General features: G+C 46.4%; 18 protein-coding genes. 13 read left to right on the top strand and 5 right to left on the bottom strand.

The window, feature by feature from the left end:
* The first annotated feature begins 5 nt into the window (after positions 1-5).
* From AC5FX4_RS01975 to AC5FX4_RS01945, 7 genes are read left to right on the top strand one after another with little or no spacing between them, the layout of a single operon-like run.
* Entirely contained in the window at positions 6-905 is a 900-nt protein-coding gene (locus AC5FX4_RS01975; RefSeq protein WP_493604856.1) for an isochorismatase, read from the top strand.
* On the top strand, positions 902-5,236 hold the full coding sequence (locus tag AC5FX4_RS01970) for an amino acid adenylation domain-containing protein (RefSeq protein WP_493604855.1): 4,335 nt from the start codon (positions 902-904) through the stop codon (positions 5,234-5,236). Before AC5FX4_RS01975 ends, AC5FX4_RS01970 begins: the two co-directional genes overlap by 4 nt.
* A complete protein-coding gene (locus tag AC5FX4_RS01965) occupies positions 5,233-6,054 on the top strand; it encodes a siderophore-interacting protein (RefSeq protein ID WP_493604854.1) in 822 nt (273 codons plus the stop codon). The genes AC5FX4_RS01970 and AC5FX4_RS01965 overlap by 4 nt, the downstream gene beginning before the upstream one ends.
* Positions 6,054-6,827 (top strand): 2,3-dihydro-2,3-dihydroxybenzoate dehydrogenase, encoded by a 774-nt coding sequence (gene dhbA / locus AC5FX4_RS01960; RefSeq protein WP_493604853.1) that lies wholly within the window; start codon positions 6,054-6,056, stop codon positions 6,825-6,827. The genes AC5FX4_RS01965 and dhbA overlap by 1 nt, the downstream gene beginning before the upstream one ends.
* Positions 6,828-6,842: 15 nt before the next feature.
* Complete coding sequence (locus tag AC5FX4_RS01955) at positions 6,843-8,096, top strand: aminotransferase class III-fold pyridoxal phosphate-dependent enzyme (protein WP_493604852.1); 1,254 nt, start codon at positions 6,843-6,845, stop codon at positions 8,094-8,096.
* Positions 8,096-9,628, top strand: coding sequence for an amidohydrolase family protein (locus tag AC5FX4_RS01950; RefSeq protein WP_493604851.1), 1,533 nt, complete (start codon positions 8,096-8,098; stop codon positions 9,626-9,628). The genes AC5FX4_RS01955 and AC5FX4_RS01950 overlap by 1 nt, the downstream gene beginning before the upstream one ends.
* On the top strand, positions 9,625-10,803 hold the full coding sequence (locus tag AC5FX4_RS01945; RefSeq protein ID WP_493604850.1) for an MFS transporter: 1,179 nt from the start codon (positions 9,625-9,627) through the stop codon (positions 10,801-10,803). Before AC5FX4_RS01950 ends, AC5FX4_RS01945 begins: the two co-directional genes overlap by 4 nt.
* Here the strand turns inward: AC5FX4_RS01945 and AC5FX4_RS01940 are convergent.
* Entirely contained in the window at positions 10,800-11,765 is a 966-nt protein-coding gene (locus AC5FX4_RS01940) for a helix-turn-helix domain-containing protein (RefSeq protein ID WP_493604849.1), read from the bottom strand. The genes AC5FX4_RS01945 and AC5FX4_RS01940 overlap by 4 nt on opposite strands.
* 133 nt (positions 11,766-11,898) lie before the next feature.
* Here AC5FX4_RS01940 and AC5FX4_RS01935 point away from each other — a divergent pair, with 133 nt between their 5' ends.
* Positions 11,899-14,034 carry a TonB-dependent receptor domain-containing protein gene (locus AC5FX4_RS01935; protein WP_493604848.1) on the top strand — a complete coding sequence of 712 codons (2,136 nt, stop codon included), beginning with the start codon at positions 11,899-11,901 and terminating at the stop codon, positions 14,032-14,034.
* Positions 14,035-14,144: 110 nt separating this feature from the next.
* Here the strand turns inward: AC5FX4_RS01935 and AC5FX4_RS01930 are convergent, their stop codons facing one another.
* Positions 14,145-15,365, bottom strand: coding sequence for an isochorismate synthase (locus tag AC5FX4_RS01930; protein WP_493604847.1), 1,221 nt, complete (start codon positions 15,363-15,365; stop codon positions 14,145-14,147).
* 199 nt (positions 15,366-15,564) lie between these two features.
* Between AC5FX4_RS01930 and AC5FX4_RS01925 the strand changes: the two genes are divergently transcribed.
* The 4 genes from AC5FX4_RS01925 to AC5FX4_RS01910 all read left to right on the top strand — a co-directional run bounded on the left by AC5FX4_RS01925 (position 15,565) and on the right by AC5FX4_RS01910 (position 20,658).
* Positions 15,565-16,260 (top strand): DNA-3-methyladenine glycosylase I, encoded by a 696-nt coding sequence (locus tag AC5FX4_RS01925; protein WP_493604846.1) that lies wholly within the window; start codon positions 15,565-15,567, stop codon positions 16,258-16,260.
* Positions 16,260-17,708, top strand: coding sequence for a protein adenylyltransferase SelO (locus AC5FX4_RS01920; protein WP_493604845.1), 1,449 nt, complete (start codon positions 16,260-16,262; stop codon positions 17,706-17,708). Before AC5FX4_RS01925 ends, AC5FX4_RS01920 begins: the two co-directional genes overlap by 1 nt.
* A 14-nt stretch (positions 17,709-17,722) precedes the next feature.
* Positions 17,723-19,501, top strand: a complete 1,779-nt coding sequence (locus AC5FX4_RS01915; RefSeq protein WP_493604844.1) for an ABC transporter ATP-binding protein — start codon at positions 17,723-17,725, stop codon at positions 19,499-19,501.
* A 107-nt stretch (positions 19,502-19,608) separates the two neighbouring features.
* Entirely contained in the window at positions 19,609-20,658 is a 1,050-nt protein-coding gene (locus AC5FX4_RS01910) for an OmpA family protein (protein ID WP_493604843.1), read from the top strand.
* Between the two features lie 57 nt (positions 20,659-20,715).
* Here AC5FX4_RS01910 and AC5FX4_RS01905 read toward each other — a convergent pair whose 3' ends face one another.
* Genes AC5FX4_RS01905 through AC5FX4_RS01895 form a run of 3 tightly spaced genes read right to left on the bottom strand, consistent with a single transcriptional unit; the run spans position 20,716 to position 23,508 of the window.
* On the bottom strand, positions 20,716-21,405 hold the full coding sequence (locus AC5FX4_RS01905; RefSeq protein WP_493604842.1) for a 4'-phosphopantetheinyl transferase family protein: 690 nt from the start codon (positions 21,403-21,405) through the stop codon (positions 20,716-20,718).
* 49 nt (positions 21,406-21,454) lie between these two features.
* Positions 21,455-21,856 (bottom strand): hypothetical protein, encoded by a 402-nt coding sequence (locus AC5FX4_RS01900; RefSeq protein WP_493604841.1) that lies wholly within the window; start codon positions 21,854-21,856, stop codon positions 21,455-21,457.
* Positions 21,856-23,508, bottom strand: a complete 1,653-nt coding sequence (locus AC5FX4_RS01895) for a S41 family peptidase (RefSeq protein WP_493604840.1) — start codon at positions 23,506-23,508, stop codon at positions 21,856-21,858. The genes AC5FX4_RS01900 and AC5FX4_RS01895 overlap by 1 nt, the downstream gene beginning before the upstream one ends.
* A gap of 231 nt (positions 23,509-23,739) precedes the next feature.
* Between AC5FX4_RS01895 and AC5FX4_RS01890 the strand changes: the two genes are divergently transcribed.
* Entirely contained in the window at positions 23,740-24,117 is a 378-nt protein-coding gene (locus AC5FX4_RS01890; RefSeq protein WP_476294062.1) for a hypothetical protein, read from the top strand.
* Positions 24,118-24,126: the final 9 nt, after the last annotated feature.

Genomic DNA, 24,126 nt, shown 5'->3' with positions numbered 1-24,126 from the left:
ATACCATGGCGATCCCACGCATTAATTCATACACATTACCAACCAGCCGCCCTGAAAACCGCACAAAATGGCAGCTAGATGCCGATAAAGCGGTACTCCTTGTACATGATATGCAGTCGTATTTTGTCAATTTTTATGATGTTGATAGTGCGCCAATGAAACAGCTTGTACAACACGTAGAGCGTTTAATTGCGGCAGCAAAAGAGGCGGGTATTCCCGTTGTGTACACGGCACAGCCAGCCAATCAAGATCCCAAAGACAGAGCGCTGCTGACGGACTTTTGGGGCACAGGTTTGACCGAGCAAGACACCAGCATATTGCCGGCACTCGCACCGAGCGATGACGATAAGGTCTATACAAAATGGCGTTACAGTGCGTTTAAACGCAGTACGTTGTTAGAGGATATGCGTTCACAAGGGCGTGATCAGTTATTGATTTGCGGTATTTACGCGCACATCGGTATCTTATCAACTGCCTTGGATGCGTTTATGTATGATGTAAAAGCATTTGTCGTGGCTGATGCCATTGCTGACTTTAGCGACAGTGATCATCTTCAAGCCTTAGAGTATATTTCATCACGTTGTGGGCAAGTTCAGTTATTAGAGGAAGTGATATCAAGCCTAGCGCTGACAGTTCAGTCTATTGGAAAAGCACACGGCACGCTATCGGTTGCGGCGTTACAGCAAGCGGTAGCAAGCGTGCTGAACATCGATGTGGAAGAAGTCGATCCAGAAGAGAATCTCCTTTATCTCGGCTTAGATTCTATTCGTGTTATGACTTTGCTGGACCAATGGCGTGCGCAAGGTATGGATATTACCTTAGCGCAATTGGCTGAAGGGACCAGCATCAATGATTGGTATGAGATCATAAGTCAGTGCGTGCAGCCAGAGGCGTTATTGGCATGATTGAACAGCCTTTGAGTGCAGCGCAGTTGGGCATTTGGCTTGGACAGGAAAAGCTGCCACGCAGTACCCGTTACAACACTGCTGAGTATCTTGAACTTAATACAGTGATCGACGTAGAAGCATTTTTGCTCGCAGGTGCGCAAGTATTGCAAAACACCACGGCGGTCAATGTGTGTTTTACCTCGCAACAAGGTGAGCCAGTACAAACGCTGCTGAGTGAGTCGGAGCGCGTTGCTAAATTGGGCGAGTATGTTGATGTGTCTCGCCAAGCTGATCCTGATTCTGCGGCGCTGCAGTGTATCGCGCAATGGCAAGCGATGCCATACGATTTGGTGCGCGGAGACTTATATCGTCATGCGTTGGTTCGCCTAGCAACCAATCGCTACTTTTGGGTGTTAGGGGCGCACCATATCGCCTTAGATGGCTTTAGTTTCGCGCTTATCTCAAATCGTGTTTTGCAGGCTTATGAAGGTCATCATGTCACTTCTGATGAAGCACAATATCAGGCTGTGATTGACGAAGACGCTCATTACCGCACCAGTAAATGGTACCAACAAGATAGAACATATTGGCTGGCACAGTTACGTGGCTTTGGCGATGCTGTCACTTTGACCCCGCACACGCTCGATACCAATACAGATAAATGCAAGGTCTCGGCGCTGATCACAGCTGCGCAACTGGCGCAATTAGAGTTCCAAGCTCAGTCGCAAAATAGTAATTGGTCAGAACTGCTTTTCACCGCGGTGAGTTACCTTGTGTACCAGCGCAGTGGCGTTGAAAAAACGATTATCGGTATGCCAGTTGCTAATCGCATTGCTTCAAAAGCGGCTAATACGCCATGCATGCATATGAATATTGTGCCTGTGACGGTGCACTTTGCCGGCGTAGCGCACTTTGCGCAGTTATTACAGCAAGTGAGTCAGCAGCTACAACAAAGCAGGCGTCATTTTCGTTATCGCTATGAGAACCTTAAAGCTGAGGCCACTGCGCAGCAATTACCACAGCGTTTATTTGGCCCTGTGGTAAATATTTTGCCCTTTGAACGCTTTGCAATCTGCGAAGGAGAGACCGTTACCAGTCATCCGGTTTCGGCAGGGCCAGTTGAAGACATTGCATTTATATTCATCAAACAAATGGATGGTGGTATTCGCTTTGACATTGAAGGCAATCAAAGTGGCTACAGTCTGGTTGAACTGACGCAGCTACAACATGACTTTTTGGCATTGCTTAATTACCTTTGCGAGCAGCTCGCGTTTCCTTTACAAGCAACGGCCGCCGATTTGGCATTATACGCAACGCCTGCACCGACAAAGCAAACGGATGTTTTGCAAAGTTTATTTACGCAAGCTCAAAATACGCCCAATCGTATCGCTTTGCAGACGATAGGTGGCGATTCCCTCAGCTATCAGCAATTGGTACAACAAGTAACAAGGCTAGCAGAGAGCTTGAGTAGCATGACCGAGTGCACAGGTGGGTGTGTATTGCTGGCATTGCCACGTAGCCAGCACACGGTGGTGGCAATGTGGGCTGTACTGCTAGCTGGGCACCGGTTTGTGTTTATTGATATTGATGCACCAGCAAGTCGAAACCGCATCATCATCGAAGATGCTCAGCCGTTTGTGGCTTTGGTGGATGAAGACAGCGCTGATTTGGCGCTGTTCAACGACGTTGGTATTACGACCTTCAATGTTGCCACGGCGCAGCGTGAGCAAGTCAATGAAAGTCTTGTGGCCCCAATGTTGCCAGTGGCTGATGCGCAAGCGTATTTAATTTATACCTCGGGCTCGACTGGCAAACCTAAAGGTGTGCAGATCAGCCATGGTGCTTTAGCTGGGTTTGTGAACGGCGCTAAAGCGGCTTATAACATCACCGCAAGTGATCGTGTGTTGCAGTTTGCCCCTTTTCATTTTGATACCTGCATCGAAGAGGTGTTTGTCACGCAAACGGTAGGGGGCACCTTGGTGATGCGTAACGACGCGATGCTCGAATCTTTTGAGTGCTTTCTAGAGGAAGTCGAAAAACAACGCATCACGGTGTTAGATTTACCAACGGCTTATTGGCATGAACTATGTCACTACTTATGCGGGTCGAGCAGGGCACTACCGGCGACGGTGCATACCATTATTATTGGCGGTGAAGCGGTCAATAGGCAACGGGTCGAAGCTTGGCGTAACAAGTTTGCACAAACGGTGCGCGTGCTAAATACCTACGGGCCAACCGAAGGCACTGTGGTGGCAACGTACTCGGATCTGAGTATTAACAGTAACACGAGCTTGATTGGCCAGCCTTTGCCTGGTCGAGGCGTTGTTGTAATGCGTGACACTGGGCAGATCGCCAAATTTGGTGAGCGTGGAGAGCTGTGGTTGAGTGGCTGTGGATTAGCCAGTGGTTATTTGGGCTTGCTAGAGCAAAGCGCGAAAGCGTTTGTGCAGTTTTGGCACCCAGTTCGCCATAAATATGTTGATGCGTATCGTACAGGTGATGTGGTTAGGATGTTACCCGATGGCCAACTCGAATATTTAGGGCGCACTGACTCACAGTTAAAGATCAGCGGTTATCGTATCGAAATTGGCGAGATAGAAGCTGTGTTGCTAGGCCTTAATGGTGTACAAGAAGCTGCGGTGACGATTATCAAAGATACACAAGGTAAGCCCAAGGCACTCTCGGCGCACATCGTGAGCGAGCGAAACTGGACCTTAGCGTCACTACGCGGAGCGCTCGCAGAACACTTACCCAGTGCGATGTTACCAGCGCAGTTGCATATGCATGACGCATTACCAAAAACGCCGGCCAATAAAATTGATCGTAAACGATTAACTGCGCAACAAGCTGACTCATCCCTACCCTCAACACTCAGTGATTTTGAAGCGAAAATTGCTTCAGTCTGGCAAGAGGTACTCGGGATCAATGACTTTAGTCCAGAAGATAACTTTTTCGATATTGGTGGGCAATCGCTGCAATGCATACAGGTTGCAGGGCGTTTAACGCAGTTGCTTGAGCAGCCAATCAGTGTGGCGTTTTTGTTTGCCCATCCAATCTTGCAAGATTTAAGTGCAGCTTTACAGGCGGGTGAAGCACATGTGGCAAATACAGGGGCGATTGCTGAACAGCTTAAAAGTGAGTTAGCGCAGTTCAAGGTCCAACTTCAATCCGTTGTGCCAACCGCTTGTGCTAAGCCCAATGACAAAACGGTGTTGCTGACAGGAGCGACCGGATTTGTTGGCGCACAGTTGCTTAAATATTTACTACTGCAACCGCAATTGCAGGTGGTGTGTGCGGTGAGAGCTGATGATGTCGCCCATGGCAAAGTGAGATTGCAAAAGGCTTTTGATGCGCAAAATCTCGGTCAGCTTGATTTATCACGCATTGATATTTTACTCACTGATATCGCCAAGCCGAAGCTGGGCTTAGATGCACAAGCATACCAAGCGCTCGGACAACGTGTTTCACATATACTGCACAATGCGGCGCACACTTCTGTGCTGCGTGATTACAACAGTTTAAAAACTGCCAATGTGAATACTACGGCGCAATTGCTGATGTTTGCTAAACACTTTAGTGTGCCATTTAATCATGTTTCGACTATCGCGGTTGCACCAGCCAATGGTGCGCCACTGGTTGAGTCATTTGTTTCTCTACATGATGGCTTAAGCGATGGCTACCAACAATCCAAGTGGGTGGCAGAAGCCATGGTGGAACAAGCCATAAAGCAAGGCGTACAAGGACAAGTATACCGATTAGCGCGTGTAATTGGCGCGAAGCAAAGTGGCTATATTAATCGTAACGATTTGGTGTGGCGCATTTTGCGCACCGGCTTAAAGCACCATAGTTTGCCGCACTTAGATGTGTTGGAGCCTTGGACTCCAGTGGATGTGATTGCCAAATTTGTGGCAGCGCAAACGCTGTGTACAAGTGATCATGCGGTTTTTAATGTCACACCACAAAGTCTTGTGTCTTTATCACAACTGTATCTTTGGCTGCGCGAATATGGCTTTAACTTTAATACCGTTTCGTTGCCTCAATGGCTGGGCGTTGTCGAGCAGTCGAGCGATGAAGAAGATTTGGCGATTGCCAGTTTTTTTACTTCGCAAGGTCAAAAATCATCGCAATCTTCACATCAACCCATGGCGCTTGAAGCACAGAATGGCGGCTTTAAACGAGCGAGCCAGCAACATAGCGCGACACTACAGGCGTTTAGCAAAGCCGATTTAGCCAATTATCTTGGTTACGCATTTGCCAGTGGGCTACTTGATAAGGCACATCACTCTGCCGCTTATCAACAGATAAAACAGCAGGGTGCACCGACAAAAATTGCAGAGGAGTTGTTATGAGTCAGCGACAACCAGTCAAACCGAGCGGACCTCGCCGCGTATTTTGTGTAGCTAAGCGCTACATCACACCGCACCTTTTGCGTATTACCGTATCGGGTGAGCAGTTACTCGGATTCCCAGTAGGATATGGCGGCGCACATATCAAATTGTTCTTTGCCAATCGTGACACCGGCACGCTTGAGCTGCCAATGCGTGATGAAAGCGGCAAAATTCAATGGCCAGAAAATAGACCCGTCACCCGCGCTTATACCGTTCGAGCATTTCGCCCACACAGTAACGAACTTGATATCGATTTTGTGGTGCATGGTGATAGTAGCCCTGCATCGGGTTGGGCGGTGAATGCCAAGGTTGGGTCTGAACTGGGCGTGGCGGGGCCGGGTGGCCCAGATCCATTACTGGCTGATGCGGATTGGCATATTTTAGCGGGAGATCTAACCGCGGTGCCTGCGATCAGTGCACTGGTGGAAGGTTTTAGCACAGAGATAAAAGCGCAGGTGTTTATTGAACTGGACAGCCTTGAAGATAAACATCACATCGCTGCCCCTAAGGGCGTCGATATTCACTGGTTGGTACGTCAAGTCGGAAACCCCACACAACTGGCTAGTGAAATTGCAAAAGTGTCCATCCCCAATGATGTCGCTTCCGTAAGTGCCTTTATCGCGGGTGAAAATAGCGCTGTATTGGCTTGCAGAAAACAGTTAATTCAAGATTTTGGGCTGAGCAAAAAGCAGTTGTACGCCATCCCGTACTGGCGTCGAGGACAGGACGAAGAAACGTATCATGAGCGACGTCACGAGATCATGGATGAGGTGTACTAATGTCAGAAGCCAATGAATTTAATGGCCGAATTGCGTTTGTTACTGGTGCGCATCAAGGCATTGGTCAAGCGCTGGTGGCATTGTTACTCAGCAGGGGCGCCGTGGTAGTCGCTGCGGATATCGCTTTCGACACACAAACACTTACAGAAGTCTCAGCCAATTGCTTCCAAATAAAGCTCGATGTGACTGAGCAGGACAATGTGCGCAATGTGGTTAACGCCGTCGAAGCACAACTGGGCGGTATCGACTACTTGGCCAGTGTCGCTGGTATTTTGCATATGGGATCGCTACTCGAACAAAGTGAAACACACTGGCACGACACCTTTGCGGTGAACTGCCATGGCGCCTTTTATCTTTGCCAAGCGGTGGCCAAAAAGATGCAAACTAGACGACGTGGTGCCATCGTTGCGGTGGGCAGCAACGCGGCGCAAACGCCGAGAATGAACATGGGCAGTTATTGTGCTTCAAAGGCGGCATTAGAGGCGCTAATCAAAAACTTAGCGCTGGAACTGGCCGCTTACAACATTCGCTGCAATCTAGTTGCCCCAGGGTCGACCGACACCCAAATGCAGCAGCAATTATGGCGCGATGAGCATGGTGCAGCCAAAACCATTGCGGGCGATCTGGCACACTTTAAGGTGGGTATTCCCCTTAGTCGCATCGCCTCACCAACCGACATCGCCAACAGTATTTTATTTTTACTCAGTGAACAAGCCAAACACATCACCATGACCAGTTTGTTGGTTGATGGTGGTGCCACTCTGGGACACTAATTTTTCGAGGATATTATGAATAATCAGCCACTTTCTTTTACGCAATCACAGCAACTTCAGGCGCAAGGCGAGCAAGTTATCGCTGGTTTTACGCAGTCGATGATGAAAAAACCGGAGCAGTTTTCACCGGGGGCATTTCCCGTTTATTTAGCCAAAGGTGAAGGTGCCATGGTGACTGATGTGGATGGCAACCAATACATCGATTTTATCTGTGGTTTAGCGGCCAATACATTAGGTCATAATCACCCTGTAGTGGTGAATGCCATTACCGAGAATCTAAGCAAGGGGTTAATTCACTCGCTGCCCACACCGATTGAAGTGCAAACAGCGCAAACTCTTGTGGATGTGATCCCGGGTGCGCAAATGGCGCGTTTTTTCAAAACCGGTGCGGATGCGAACTCGGCAGCCGTTCGACTTGCACGCCATGTGACGGGTCGAGATGAGATCATGACAGTTGGCTACAATGGCTGGCACGATCAATACATGTTCGACACTCCGGGGGTGCCTGCGGTTATTGCACAGCTAACCCATCGCATGCCACTGTTTACGCCAGCAGACGAGCCAAAAATTATCGAGAAAATCGTTGAAAGAAAAGATGAATTGGCGGTGGTGTTGTTGTCGGTGCCTTACAACCGTGTGCTAGAAAAAGCATTCTTACAGCAATTGAGAGAAACTTGTACCGAGCACGGTGTTATCTTGGTATTTGATGAAGTGGTTACGGGCTTTAGATTAGCACCGGGCGGTGCACAAGAGTTCTTTGGTGTGACTGCCGATTTAGTTACGCTGTCAAAAGGCATTGCCGCGGGAATGCCTTTATCCGCGGTAGCAGGAAAAAGCGACTTAATGTCGAGAATTAACGAGCTACAAGTGTCTACTACTTTCGGTGGGGAAATGCTGTCTCTTGAAGTGTGTGATGCCGTTTTAAAAGAGTATCAACGTACTGAGTTTACCAAGTACATCGCCAAGCTAGGGGCGATTTTAAAGGCCGAAGTAAACCAGATCTCTGAGCAGTTGGGAACGCCACTGCGTGTGGTGGGTTACGATCCCATTCCAATGTTCTTGTTTGCGAAAAACCCAGAAGAACACGTTAAATTTGCGGTCCCATTTTTAGCTCAGATGGCCAAACGTGGCATCTTGATGCGCCGTGAGGTGAACTTCATCTGTGGTGTGCATACGCAGGAGCACATCAATGAAACCATTGCAGCGGTGAAAGCGTCATTGCTTGAAATGAAAGAAGCAGGTCTGTTTGATGCGCAGGATGACGCATAATGGCCTGTTCATGTTTATCGACGCAGCGTTTTGCTGCGCTCGCCAAAGCAATGAGCGAACAGCCATTTGGTAGCGGTCAGGTGAATGAACTGGATAGCCTCAAGGCGGTATGCAGAAAACCTCATAATGATGCTCAGCGTACGCTGATCGACAACGTGTTCATTTACACTGCGGATTTAAACAATACCGTGATCCCAAATGGTTGGGTATTAGTGCACGGCAAACAAATCGTTGCTCTGGGTGAAGACGGTGCGCAGCCGCACACGTTCGATAAAAAAATCGATGGTCAAGGCAAGTTGATGTTACCGGGGTTGATCAACCCTCATTGGCATGAGAGCTTTGTCGCCCCCAATACTGAATCGCCAGATGACAGCCATGTGGAGCCTACGGCTTATTCTAATGGTGGTAACATTCATGCCCTTGGTTCGATGTTTGGGTTTATTTCTACGGTGGGCGATAAGCTGAGCTTAGAGGAAGGATTGGCCATCGCAAGATGGAGCATGTGGACCCAGTTGCGCTCGGGCACCACCGCACTCGGTGATGTAGGCTCTGCAAACAAAGCCGATGCGATGGCATTGGCCGCGATTGATTTAGGCATGCGCCTGCGAGTGAGTCGCTGGGGCTCGGATGTGATGCTGGAGGCACATAAATCAACGCCAACTATTATTGCCGACACCGAAGTGCAAACCGCCGATTGGCTCTCTTTGATTGAAACATGGGACAACCATAGTTCGGGGCTGGTTGGTGCGATGCCATCGGTGATGGGCGCATTTGGCAGCTCCGATAAGCAGCTTGAAGCACTTGCCAGTATCGTACAGCAATACAAGGTGCCTTATGCAACCCATCTTGCGCCGTTGAAAAACGAGCGTCAAGAAGTGGAGCGGGTGTTTGGTTTATCGCCTATTGCGCGCTTTGATGCGATGGGGCTACTCACCGACAGATTATTAGCGGTGCATACTGCGTATGCCAGTGAAAATGAGTACCAGCGACTGATCGAAACCGGCGTGAATATCTGCCACTCTCCAGCGCATTACGGCATGTTGGGTGAAGCAACGGTGAGTGAAACTGGGCAAATTGGTCGCTTTTTAAAAGATGGCGTTTGGGTTTCCAGTAGTACGGATGGCGACATTTCGTTTATTGGTGGCATGTGTGAAGCAATGCGTGGTGCGCATCTTGGTCACAATGAGGCGCAAAATTGCAATACCGCTTGCCCGCCCACGCTGGCATTGAAAACGGCGACTCTGTATGGCGCTAAAGCGCTTGGTTGGGAGCAGCAAATTGGCTCAATCGAGGTTGGTAAGCAGGCCGACTTAGTACTGGTGAACAATGATGATTACCGTTATAAATTGTCAGGCCATCCGCTGCGCACCTTTATTGTCACAGGTTCCAGCAAGGATGTGGATACCGTGATGGTGGCAGGTGACCTTGTTGTGGAAGCGGGGCGCAGCACGCGTTTTGATGAAAATGAGTTATATCAGGATTATCAAAAGGCGGTGGCCAGCGCGCGTAAGCGCATTGGAGGTCCAAAATGAGTCAAACGCGCTTAGCGACTTGGTTCTTGTTACTAGCGAGCACTATGACGGTGCTTGCCAGTGCCACGCTTGCTCCCGCATTACCTGCCATGACAGCGGCATTTTCCCACATTGATAATGCCGCGTTTTGGACCAAAATGACCTTGGCTTTACCCGGCTTGGTCATCGCCTTGTGCGCACCTTTGGCGGGCAGTTTAGTTGACAAGTTGAATAGTCAAAAGTTGTTGGTCAGCGCTTTGGGCCTTTTCTTACTTAGTGGCGGACTGGGCTACTACTGGCAAGCTTCACTGTGGTTGATTTTATTCAGCCGTGCGCTCATGGGCGTGGCAGTGGCCTTTATTATGGTCAGCGGCACCACCATCGCAGCTCGATACTTTGAAGGGCCTCGGTTTTCAGGATTTATGGGCTTGCAAGCCGCATTTGGCGGATTTGGTGGGGTGCTATTTTTAACCCTAGCGGGCTTTTTAGCCGAGCAGCATTGGACTTGGGTGTTCGCGATTTACGCATTGGCGTTACTGGTGTTACCTGGCGTGTGGTTATGGGTCAAAGTGCCTGAATCAAAAGCGCCACAAGGTCATCAGGTTGCCATACCAGCACATTGGATGAACCGTACATTTGTAGTGTGTTGTACGCTAGCGCTGGTGGAAATCGTGGTGCTATATGGTTTAACCATACATTTGCCATTTCATTTAACTGAATTGGGTCATTCTGCCAGTACCATAGGTTTGGTGATCGCGGCCTTTTTATTGGCGATGGCGAGTGTGTCAGTGGGTTATGGTCGAGTACGTCAACGCTTGAGTATTAAACAAACGCACTTGGTTGGCTGGTTGATCACGGCCTGTGGTTTTGCGCTATTGGGGTGGGTGGCGTCACTGCTTGCTATCGTCGGTGCGAGTGTGGTGATTGGTGCAGGGCTTGGACTCATTCGGCCGAACTTGGTGGTTTGGTTATTTGAGTTTGTGCCACCAGCTATGCGCGGTAAGGCGATGGGGATTATGACGACCTGTTACTTTACTGGCCAGTTTATCAGCCCTGTGCTGTTTGAGCCTGCCATCGCCAGTTTGACGTTTAGCAATTTCTGTATCGCTTTGGCTTTGGTCATTCTAGTTGTGAGCTGCGTGGTGGGCGTGCTTTATACACGCTTGGCAAAACCCACTGAGCAACAACTAGGTTAAGTCACTTGGGTGTCATGTTGATGCGTTTTGACAAATTGCATCGGGGTGACACCAAACTGCTTTTTAAATGCGGCAATAAAATTTGCGGTGTGATTATAATTGGCCAGATAGGCCGCTTCACCAATTGATAACCCTTCGACTAATAAGGCATGGCGTGCTTTATTGAGTTTGTTTTGTTTCACGTATTGCTTGGGAGTGGTGTTAAACCAGCGTTTAAAGAAGCGTTGTAAACTGCTCATGCTCATCGCAAGCTCTTGTGATACTTGCTCGACACTCTTGTCATGATTCAATAAATCGATGATTCTGTTTTTTCGCAGTTCAATATCACTGTGTGGGGGCAGACGATAGAGCGCATGTGTGGTCTGATTGTTTGCAACGAGATAAGGAAAAAAGCAGCTTAACCACTGTGTTGCGCTGCCTTCACACTCTAATTGTTGACCAAGAGAGGGTTTACTCGGAGTATGCATGAGCTGTTGCGTAAGCTCTATTGCCCTATCAGACAGCGGAAGTTCAACCACTTTGGTGCAGGCAAAGAGTGCGTTAGTTTGTTGCTGCAGACGGGCTTTGACCCACGCTTTTGGCACACTCACAGTGAGTTTCTCCACTTCTTGGTTGCTGTGTAAGTAGCGTGTAAAAGGCTCTGGCTGTGCCACAATATTGGCAAAAGCGATAGGTTGGTCGATGACTTGAAAGCGGTAGTATTTATTGGCGACTCTAAACTTAAGTTTTCCCTTTAATAATACGGTGATGTTGACACTTTCTTGCAACTCGGCGCAGTTACTGGTTTGCTGTTGTTCAATACATTGGCTGATATGCAGCTGCATATGTTCACTTAAAGGCAAAAATGATAAGCGACCAATGGCTATCAGCTTGTTCCTATCACAAACGGCAGTCCGACAGTTTAAGCCACTGGCGAAGAGTAGCTGATTGTTGAGTTGCGCGCTGGAAATATTCCCTTCCATAGTAAGTGCCAATTAATTCTAATAATCATAATAGATTGACGATTTTGCATAACTAATATTTAGAAAGCAACAAAAGTAAAAGTGTACAATATTGCGAGTGATTCGTATTAACATTAAAAATTAAAGGATATTTATGTTGGTTTCTCGCACAAAGCAGTTAGGTTTTCGCCCTTCCACCCTTGCTTTAGCATTAGCGGGGGTTATATCAGCACCGGCTTTAGCAGATGCAGGTAACATAGAAAAAATTGAAGTTTGGTCTACCGCAGTAAAAACATCCGCTCTGTACTTAAAAGAGCAAGAAATTGCCGATAAACAAGCCGATCATATCTCAGACCTACTGCGTTCCATTCCTGGTATTGATGTCGGTGGTGCGCACACGTTAAACCAACGTATTACTATCCGTAGTATGGATGACAAAGATCTGAAGATTTCTATTGATGGTGCGGCGCAAAATACCTATATGTACCACCACATGGGCAATTTACAGATCCACGCAGATATTTTGAAGTCAGTAGATATTGAAACCGGTACTAACTCGGTGATCAACGGTGGCTTAGGTGGCGCTGTGCGCTTTGAAACCAAGCAAGCGCGTGAGTTACTAAGCGATGATGAGCGATTTGCCATGCGTGTTTCGGCTGGTGTCGCTGATAACGCGGGCCAGAACTACTCTGTAACGGGGTTTGGTTTGTTGACTGATGACTTAGATTTTCTAGCCTACTACAACCATGTAGAGCGTGATAACTATGACGTGGGTGGTGGTAAAATTCTCGATCAGGATGACAAAGTGGTTGTAGGCACGGATGGCGAAGTTAAAGGCTTAGAAGGCGAAGTGAGCGACGCGCTTGTTAAACTGGGATGGAATATTGATAACAACCAACGCATCGCATTGAGCTATGAAACGTATAAGGATGAAGGTGATTATAGCTACCGTCCAGATATGGGTTTAGCGACTGACATGGCGATCACTAATAGCTTGCAGATCCCACTGCTATGGCCAACAGAATTTACTCGGGACACAGTGACTTTAAGCTATGACTTAACTTGGGGTGATAGTTCTTCATTAAAAGCAAGCTTGTATTCAAACACCAGTGAGCTTTATCGAGATGAATCTGGCTGGTCGATGTCTCCAAGCCCAAGATTCAAAGCGTATGCAGGTCAGGTGACTGGTGAAGCGAAAAACAGCGGCTTGAATGTACTTGCAGAAACGCTGGTGAGTAACTTAATTGGCAATGAAGAACATACCTTTACTTACGGTATCGATTACGTAAAACACGATACGCAATATGACTTGGCCATCGCGGCAGGTGGCACAAAGCACTCAGAAGAAACAGCAAAAAATCTAGCCTTCTTTGTACAGGATAAAATCGACTTTGGGAATGGCTTTGCGTTGATCCCGGGTGTAAGACATGACAGCTACGATATTGATGCGGCGACGGTTGATAACGACTTCTCTGAATTTTCATTCTCTTTAGCGGCGCAATATCAGGTTAACGATAACCTGATGGTGAAGTTAAGTTCGACCGAGTTATTTAAAGGCCCTGAGATCAGTGAAGTGTTTGTTGGAGCCGGTTTAGGTGAAACTTTAAATTCAGGTATTGAAGCTGAAACTGGTTTAAATAATGAGTTGTCAGTGGCATTTGAAAATGCCTTATCAAGCGATAAAGTGCTGCGTTTAGGCGCGACTGTGTTTAACACTCAAATTGACGACTATATCTTCGATAGTGCTGCTTTACCGGGTGGTGGCCCTCGTGAAACATGGAAAGACAATGTTGGTGACATGACCGTCAAAGGTTTTGAAACGTACGTTGGATTTTCGGTTGATGCATTCTCTTTCCAAATCTCTTACTCTAAATCAGAGAGTGATTTGGATGCGTTTGCCCAGTACAGTTCGCTACAAGGTGCTCGTTTAGAGCGTGAACAGGGCGACACCCTTGCTGCTGATTTTACCTATCAACTGAGTGCATACAATCTAACTTTGAACTGGGATTTCATGGCGGTAGGTGACGTAGCCAAAGGAACAGATTTGTATGGTGCTGATTTAGATAACAGCAAAGATGGTTTTACCGTGCATAATATCAGCGCCCACTGGCAGCCTGAAGCGGTTGCGAACCTGCATGTTCGTGTCGGTATAGATAACTTATTTGATGAATTCTATTCTTCTCAGTCTTCTAAAAATGGTGTGTCATTCCACCCAGTGTTTGGGAAATTATTCCTAATGGATTACGAACCGGGAAGAAACATCAAAGCAAGCATCTCTTATCAGTTCTGATATGCCAATTTTCTTGCTGTAAAAGAATGCCCAGCATATCGCTGGGCATTTTATTATCTGCGCTAGAGCTAGGCGAATATTTATACCTAGCTCAGATCCATTATTGACTCTTAGGCACTTTCTAACAGCTCAGTTTGACTTAGCTGGTGGTAACGCTCGCTCGCGTTAAGCGCGTTTAACATAGTCGACATTTTCGCTTCTGTTTCTAGCCATTCTGAAGTGGGGTCGGATGCGGCAACAATGCCAGCGCCAGCAAACAGTTTGGCGTGATTGTCGTTCAGTTCGCCACAGCGGATCACCACAACCCATTCGCCATTACCCTGTTTGTCGCACCAGCCGACGATGCCAGAGAAAAAGTCGCGACTTTCTCCTTCTAACGTTTCAATCCACGGGTAGGCCGCTGCAGTGGGCTTGCCACAAAGCGCTGGAGTTGGGTGTAGTCGATTTGCGAGCGATAAAACGTGGGTATTGGGATTTTTTAATTGCCCTTCAATCTCTGTTGATAAGTGCCACATGGTAGCGGTGCTTAACAATGACGGGCTGATAGGAATTGAGAGTTTTTCACACCATGGCTGGAGCACTTGCGACATTTCGGCCAGCACGACTGCGTGTTCGTAACGATCTTTTTTGGAGGCCATCAATGCTTGTTTGCGTTTGAACTCAAGAGCCATGTCTGAGACACGTTTAGTTGAACCTGCCAATGGGTTACTCATAATCGATTGGCCCTGCTTGCGCAGTAGTAACTCTGGGCTGACACCCATTAAAGTGGTGCTTTGTTCAGTTGGAAAAGAAAAATGAAAGCCACTGCTGCTTTGTGTTAGCAGATTCGCCAGCACCACATCGGGTTGTAGTACATCGTCAAAATAGAGGTCGGACTGTTTTGCCAATACGATTTTTTCTAATAGACCGCTGGCAAAACAGCCTTTGGCTCTATTTATGGCGTGTTCGTAATGCTGTTGAGATTGGCGATGTGCAACGCGCTCTAAGTTTGGAGTGTTTGGGTGATGTAATGAGTTTTTGGCGCTTAACCATCTAGTAAAGGTTTCTTTATCATACTTCCTCACTTGATCAGCGATAATAAATTGCGCTTGTTGCGATTTGCAAAATGGTAATACTCCAAATGCAATTGCGTTGTCGTTTTCATTTTGCGAGAGCGCTTGCGTGACTCGTTGAGCGAGCGCTTCATGGTCTTCTATTCCTGCAGTGAAGCGGTGTTGTGGGTGGTGGGTGATATAACAGTGTGATCCTGCTGCAAACAGCGCATGTTTTGATGCATCAAATTCCCCAATAGATGTATCAATAGATTGTAAAGCGGTTAATTCACTCAACATAGTTAGTCCTCATTCTCCAGCGCCAAGGGCGCGACTTTAGGTACTTTGTTGACGAAATTGCGTGGTAAATATTTAGTAAGATTGGCAAGGTAAGTGCACTTTTTTTGCTAAAAATAACCATTTCCTTAACCTAAAAAGCTCACATCAAAAACGCAGATCAGTTACCCTTAGTCACCACGAAAAAATTGCTGGCAAAAGCATGAACGAATTCAAAAAAATCTATCAATGCGCAATCGAGCGCAAAGGTTCCGAGGCTGCATTACAGGCGCTATTGAGCCAGCCGAGCAGTACGGACGAATTATTATCTCTGAGTGACGACCAATGGTTGGAAGAGTTTACCCGTAAGATTTTTCAAAGTGGCTTTTACTGGTCTGTAATAGATGCGAAGTGGGCTGGGTTTAGAGAGGTATTTTGGAATTTTGAAGTTGAAAAGCTACTGATGATGTCGCCTGATATGCTCGAACAACGCGCCAGCGATGAACGTATTATTCGCAACTATAAAAAGGTCATGACCATTCCCGAAAACTGCCTCATGATCCACGAAACGGCGCAGCAACATGGCTCATTTTCCCAGTTTATTGCAAAGTGGCCAACCGATAATATTGTAGGGTTGTGGCTTTATTTAAAGCAGCATGGGGCTCGATTGGGTGGCAACACTGGCCCATATGCACTAAGAGTGTTAGGGAAAGATACGTTTTTATTATCAAAAGATGTCGAGACGTATTTGCGCGCGCATAAGATTATTGATGGCGGCTTACAATCCAAAAAGTCGTTGCTGGCGATTCAATCATTTTTCAATGACTTGGTGGAGCAAAGTGGCTGGTCATTGCAAGCATTGAGTCAACTTATTGCGTTCAGTGTGGGCGATAACCGACCCGTGGAGGAACTTGCATAATGGCTTTTTACGACCGCTATTCGCTAATGGGGACTTCTTTTTGTGTGCCTTCGACACCCCATCTTGCCAATCAAGGCAGTGATGAACCCCATTTGTTACTTTGGAATGAGCGGCTTGCGGCGCGTCTCAATATCCCGCTAGAAAAACAAGATGCAGGTCAATTACTCAGTGGTCAAACAGTACTTGAGGGGGCTTCACCGGTCGCACTGGCTTATTCAGGCCACCAGTTTGGTCACTTCAACCCGACTTTGGGTGATGGTCGTGCGCATTTGATTGGTAGCTTCGATGATGCATTTGGGAATAGTTTTGACCTGCAGTTAAAAGGGTCTGGCGCTACGGCTTTTTCGCGCGGTGGTGATGGTTTATGTGCGTTAGGGCCAGCGGTAAGAGAATTTGTGATGAGTCAAGCAATGCGGGCGCTGGGTGTTCCTACCACAGATTGCTTGGCGGTTGTGGCAACTGGGCAGCAAGTTTATCGCAATACTATGTTACCCGGTGCGATTGTGTGTCGTGTAGCGAGTAGCCATATTCGTGTTGGCTCGTTTCAATATTTGGCGCTGCATCAAGATACTGACGGCCTGAATAAACTGATGGAAATGGCCATTGCACGCTATTACCCACACATCACCGAACAAGGGGATGAGCGCGTACTCGCATTCTTAAAAGCCGTTTGTGAGCAACAAATAACCCTGATGATCCATTGGTTACGCGTTGGTTTTATCCATGGGGTGATGAATACGGATAACACGTTAGTTGGCGGTGAGACTATCGACTACGGACCTTGTGCTATGTTGGAATCATTTTCCTTTGAGCAGGTATTTAGTTCGATTGATAAGCAGGGGCGCTATGCCTTTGGCCAGCAGCCACAAATTGCCAGTTGGAATTGCGCGCGTTTAGCTGAAAGCTTAATCGGCTTAATGGACGCAGAAGAAAACCAAGCTGTAGCGCAGTTAAGTGATGTACTAACTGTGTTTTCACACAGCTTCAATAAACAGTATCAAGCGATGTGGGCGAGCAAGCTAGGGATATTAGCGTGGTGTGATGAAGACAATGCACTATTGTCTGAGTTGCTAAGCACGATGAAAGCAAACCAGCTTGATTACACCAATACATTTGCCGCACTTACTAACTCGTTACTCGAGCATCCCATGGCGTGTTTTTCAATCCCTGCAACGTTGAGTGCTTGGTATCAAAAGTGGTTGCAGCGTATTGCAGTATTTGAGCGTAATTTGGTACTGGCAACAATGCAAAGCGCTAACCCTACTCTTATTCCCCGTAATGGCCTTATGGAGCAGGTCATTGCCGACTATTATAAAGAAGGTAAGAGTGATTTGTTAACTCACTGGTTACCGTTATTAAATGACCCATATTGCTATCAAGAGCATGCGTCAGTTTACATCACTCCCAGTGATAACGAAGACAGTTATCAGACCTTTTGTGGCACCTAAGTATTGGATTTTTCATGAAACAATCACTGTCCTGGCAGGATATTAAAAATCAGGTTTTGGCACATAAAAAACCTTTAGTGATAGCGCACATCATCGCGTTTTTGGCAGCCTTAGTCAGTGTGCCTATTCCTTTAATGATGCCATTGCTGGTTGATGAAGTGTTACTCAATCAACCTGGCCCTGCAATTGCGTTTCTAAATGACTTTCTGCCCAGTGAATGGCAGCAAAGTGTGGGATACATCGTTGCTATTTTGTGTGCCGTGGTGTGTATGCGATTAGGTGCTTTGGTGTTGGGGGTGATCCAGTCGCGGCAATTTACCATCATAGGCAAGGATATTAGCCTCAATATTCGCGAACGCTTATTAACACATTTACCGCAAGTTCAGCTGAAAGAGTATGAAACACAAGGTGCGGGTGCTATCAGTTCGCGGTGTATTACCGATGTAGAAACGCTAGACGGGTTTATCAGTCAAACTTTATCGCGTTTTTTAATTGGACTGCTGACCATAGCTGGCACTGCGGTGGTGCTTTTGTGGATTGATCTGACCTTAGGGTTGGTGATTTTGTTACTTAATCCGGCCGTGATCTATTTCTCGCGACAGTTTGGTAAACGCGTGAAACATCTTAAAAAAGAAGAAAATGCCGCGTTTGAAGCGTTTCAATCATCGTTGGTGGAAACGCTGGACGCCATTTCACAGCTTAAAGCAGTACGCAGAGAAGCAACTTACTTTGAGCACGTGAAATCGACAGCAAAAGATTTAAAGCACTTTGCGGTGCAATCTCAGTGGAAAACCGATGCGGTAAACCGCTTGAGCTTTACAGTTTTTTTGCTTGGTTTTGAAGTGTTCAGGGCTGTTGCCATGTTTATGGTGGTGTTTTCAGATCTCACTGTCGGGCAAATTTTCGCGGTGTTTGGTTACCTGTGGTTCATGATGGGGCCTGTACAGGAATTACTCGGTATTCAATATGCGTATTATGGCGCTTCTGCGGCATTACAGCGTTTAAATCAGGTATTTGCATTTGCTACCGAAGTGCCGGCTCCTGAAAAAGTCAGTCATGTATTTAAACAATCTCAAATTGGTATTGAATTCAACCAAGTTGATTTCGCATATCAGCCTGAACAGCCCGTACTTAAAAAAGTGTCGATGCAGATCCCTGCGGGTAAAAAAGTGGCGGTTGTTGCCGTGTCAGGTGGTGGCAAATCAACCCTAGTTCAGCTGTTACTTGGACTTTATGAAAAACAATCGGGTACCATAAAAATTGCCGGTGAGGACGTTGAAAGTATTGGCTATCAATTGATTAGGGAAAATATCGCCACTGTATTGCAGCAACCTATTCTATTTAATAGTAATGTTCGCGATAATTTATCACTTGGCCATAACCATACTGACACACAGCTTTGGCATGCTTTGCGCGTCGCAGAATTGGATGAGACGGTACAACAAATAGACGGGCAGTTAGATGCTTTAGTTGGACGTAATGGTGTGCGTTTATCAGGTGGTCAAAAACAACGTTTAGCGATTGCAAGAATGGTGCTTGCAGATCCGAAAGTGGTGATTTTAGATGAAGCAACGTCAGCGTTAGATATTGAAACAGAATCAAAAATACACAATAATTTAAAGAATTTTTTACATGACAGAACAACATTGATAATCGCACACAGGTTGAGCGCGATTAAGCAGGCTGATTTAATTTATGTACTGGATGATGGGAAGATTTCTCAAGCGGGCGATCATCAGAGTTTGCTGCAAGAAGAAGGGTTGTATCAAACTTTATTTGGTCATCAACATTAAGCCGGTAGTGTCCTGTTAAGTAAAAATTAATTTATGTCCTACTATTATAGGGCTAAATTCATGAGCTATCTGTGCTCACATTGGAAATGAAAGGACGGGACGAAATAATGAAATTAAGATCGATAAGTTTAGCAATTGCAGCAGTGATGGCTGCAACATCAGCCAACGCCGATGATCACAACACCGGTGTTTATTTGGGTGTTTTCGGTGATTACTATGATGCCAACTGGAATAATATCCGCGACGCTGCAAGTGTAGATGTTGATGATTCCATGGGTTGGGGCGCGGAAATCGGCTATCGCTTTAGCGACAGCTGGAGTGCGCGCTTTGAATACGCAGACATGGACTTTGACCTATCAGGTGCTGGTACGGGCTCACGTGATGCAGACCGCTTTGGTATTGATGCGCTTTATCACTTTGATGACAGCCCTTTTTACGGCATTGTTGGTTTGAAGACGATTGATTTGTATGACAACCTAACGTTTGCAAATATCGGTGCGGGTTACAGACACTATTTTAACAATAACTTCTTTGTGAATGCGGAAGCGGCAATTTACCAAGGCTTAGACCGTGGTTATACCGACGCAGCTGCAAAAATTGGCCTGAACTACTCATTTGGCTCAAGCGCACCGATGAAAAAGGTGGAACCTGCGCCAGCACCAACGCCTGTTGAGCAGCCAGTGGCTAAAGACAGCGATAAAGATGGTGTGATGGATGGTGATGACCGTTGTGCCGACACACCAATGACTGATGCAGTAGATGCGTCTGGTTGTTCGAAATACGAAGAACGCCAAACATCCGTGACTTTATTGGTACGCTTCCCTCATGATGTTGCTATGGTGAAACAGCAGTATTTTGATGACATCAATGAAGTGGCGGCGTTCATGAAAGCACATAGCGATGCAACGGTCGTATTGGAAGGTCATGCTTCGTCTATTGGAGACGCAAAATACAACCAAATGTTGTCAGAAAAACGCGCTCAAGCAGTCGCAAAACAGCTGATCAAAGATGGTATTGATGCAAGCCGTATTTCGACCATTGGTTATGGTGAAGAGCGTTTGAAAAACACCGCTAAGACGAAAGAAGCGCATGCGCAAAACCGTCGTGTAGAAGCGAATATTACTTCAACAGAACGCGTGAAAGTAAAGCGTCAGTAATAGTTATGATTGAAGTTTAAAGGGTCTGCCGATGCAGGCCCTTTTTCGTTTTTATGATTAACGCTCGATCGTAAAGGCGCACTCAGTAAGCACATAGTGATCACTGATTTGGTAAAGCACCGTTACTTGGGTATTTATGGGCACCTCAGAACTCAGTGTTTCGGTGATTTTAAAGAACAGTTGATTGTCGTTAAAATCGATAAGCTGTGCGACATCAAAACCAAAAAATCGTTTAACGTTGGTATAAAGCGCCTTATAGATACTTTCTTTGGCTGAAAACATGACGGTGAGAGGGCAGCTTACTCGTTCACTCAGGGCTGTAAATTGCGCAATTTCTAACGGGTGTAAAATCTGTTTTTGCAACTCATCCTCTTGTTTGGCCGACATGTGTCGTTCAATATCAAGTCCAAGCCCTTTTAGCTGCTGTGAAGGCGCAACCATCGCTATGGCAATGTCTTGTGTATGACTGATACTACCAATGACCCCGTTTGGCCATTCAGGTGCTCTATCATCTCCACTATTAATTTGTGCGTTGAGGACTCCGAGTTGCTGCAATGCTTGGCGCGCGCATATTCTACCCGCTAAATATTCTGCTTTTCGTTTATCAACGGCCTTATTGAGTTTTTCAGGAAATAAAACGCCATGTACTGCAAAATCATTCGGTTGAAATACTGATTTGTCAAAAGTACAGCAAAAGTAAGGGAAGTCTAATTGTGGTGTAAGATCAAAGGACTGTTGATAATTCATATTCGGTGTTAAGCCTAGTTATCTGCTTAGTTATTATTCGTATTGCAGGCTAATCGCCACGGTCTAGTGCTTGTGCTGCGATGCAGTTTACATCGCTTAACGCCACATATGAATCGGTTTTTGCATAATACAGTACACAGTCTTTGCCACGAAGTTGCAGCTCAAAGCGCTTTACCGGTAAGTTATGTGCGCCCAGAATGGGCTTACCATAACTTGACTCACTGCTGCCATGCTCTAAAAGCAGAGTGCTGCGCAAAGTAAATACGTTATCAGCGATACGCGGGGCGACACCGCCTTTTAAAGCAATAATGGCTTGCTGTACTTTCGCTTTGTTGGTTGGGTTTTGATCAGCAAATAAGGCAGGAATAGGCAACACTGGCTGGCTGTGCTGACAGCCAACCAGTGTTGTGAACAATATCGCAACTGCAAAAGCAATAGGACGATAAGTCATTAGTTCTGCTCTTTAACTTGCAGCAACACCGATCCATTTCTGAGCGGATGGAAAGGCAAATCTAATGCTGGACCCTGAACATTCAAAGTAGCCCCTTTAGCCGCGACTCCTCGCTGACTTGCTACAGGCTCAGGACACTGACCTGTTTGAATGTGCGTTAACGCAGCTGCGTACATGGCTTCATTTTCTGAACCTAGCGGGTGAGAAAAATCATCAGCCACTTGGCAACCAGACACGCGAGTCGACAAACCAACTTCAGTATTGTTTTCACTGGCAGGGACTGGCACAAAGCCATCCGCGTAATCACCAAATTGTTTGGCATTTTCGCTTCTAAATTGCACGGTATAAAAAACCTCTCCACAATTTGGTGTTGGGTAGAAACCGTAAGGCTTGCCACAAGTTTGTGACCCAATCAGCACAACATTCACGTCAATGCCGCGCAAGCCGTTTATCACCAATTCACTTGCCGAACATGTATCGTCTGTAGCAAGTACATAAACCGTATTTAGGTTAACACTAGGTAGCGCTTCATCTAAGTAGACTTGTGCGTCCCAATCTATCGCTCTATAACCAAAACTAAGGTATTTGTTTTGTGCGCTGAGCTTATCGTTATAAGTGGTCGCGCTGAATACCTTGCCACTGCTATTAGGACCGGCTTGAGTAAGATTGGGACCTGCTAGCATATAGCCTAGTTGCGCCGCCATATCGACGAGACCACCGCCGTTGTAACGCAAATCTAAAATCAGATCATCGATGCCATTGTTGGCAAAGTTTTTAAAGGCGTCAATCAGCGGTCGCTGGCCAACCGAGATGAATTGGTTAAATTGTACATAACCAACTTTTCGGTCACCGATATTGGTGATATGAGCATTTTGTACTGGGGTTGATTCAATATCACCAGCGACCATGGTTACGTCTAGTTGCTCCGCGACACCCGTTTCAGCATTGACTCGACTGATGGTAAATACATGTGACTCACCAGGTTTTGGTGATAAACCAGCTCGGAGTTTGTTGATATCACTCTCGCTTGTTGCATTAAAGTCGACGCCATCAATTGTAACAACCGTGTCACCCCGCTCAAGACCTGCAATAGCTGCAGGTGAGTTATCTTGAGTAAAGGCGACCTTTAATATTCTTGGTGGTTTACTGCTTAAAGATTTCCAACGCACACCATAACCTGCCACTACACCAGATTGAGATTCTTTCTGGAAATCTTCATAACTTTCAGAGTAGTGAAATTGATCTTTATCTTTACCCGATGGCGTTTTTGCGGTGGTGCGTAAAATATCAAAGTAATCTAAGGTAGAGCCGAAATCACTCGGATTTGGGTCGGGTAATTCGTCGTACCAAAGGTAAGTTTCATGACTAAATGAACGCGCCCACATCTTTTCCAGTTGCTGTGAGCCAGCTTTATCTGGATAGGAAGTATTTAAATAAGGGTCGATGCCTGCACGTGGGTTCTGGCAGTAATTCGCAAATGTAGATGCCGGCTTAAATACACCGGCTTGCCATGTTGCATCGGGTGGAGACTGTGTTTGCCCGTTATCCAAATTAGTTGTTGTTCCACCGCCACTGCCACCACCACAACCTGTCAATTGTGTACAAGCAAGCGCTGATACAAAGCAGAATGATATGAAATTAGTCTTTTTCATGTTGATCATTTGTTTATTTAGTTAGTCTCAAATTAGCAAGACGTACTGACAAAGGCAATATATGGGTGGTATTTTTGTATCAAATACTGGTACTTGCTTTTTGTGATGCCCTAAAATAGGTTCACTGAAGTTATGGCGAGAGCCTAGGTTGCTATAGCCAGTTGCTACTTAGTTGGTTACACTTGCAGTTTAGTCATAACTTCAAAGTCAACCGTAGGTAACACAGTCAACATGTCAGAGATCCAGTTTTTAAACGTCGATTTAGAGTTAGAGTCAAAACATGACATCAGCGCTTTGGTAAATGATCTGAAAAAAAATGCGATTGTTTTGCACTATGATCAAGACGAATACCGTCAATTAGCGCGAGTCGAGGCGGATGTTGAAGTGACTAGCCCTGATAAGGCAATTAACCATTTATGTGAGTTAATCGAGTCATGTTCGAAACCCGCTTTGAAACAGTGGTTATCATGCACAAAACGAACATTCGATATTGGCTTTAATTCTGGCACTTCGCCAAAGTGTTACTCCCAGGCGTTACACGTGGATACCTTGTTAAGGATTTCTGCTATTGGCGCTGGCATTGAAATTACCCTTTACCCTGTTGAGTAATCACTCTAT

Source organism: Pseudoalteromonas sp. ATL1 (assembly GCF_058933015.1).
The sequence above is the reverse complement of the archived record's forward strand: the minus strand, read 5'-3'. Positions and strand labels throughout refer to the sequence as shown.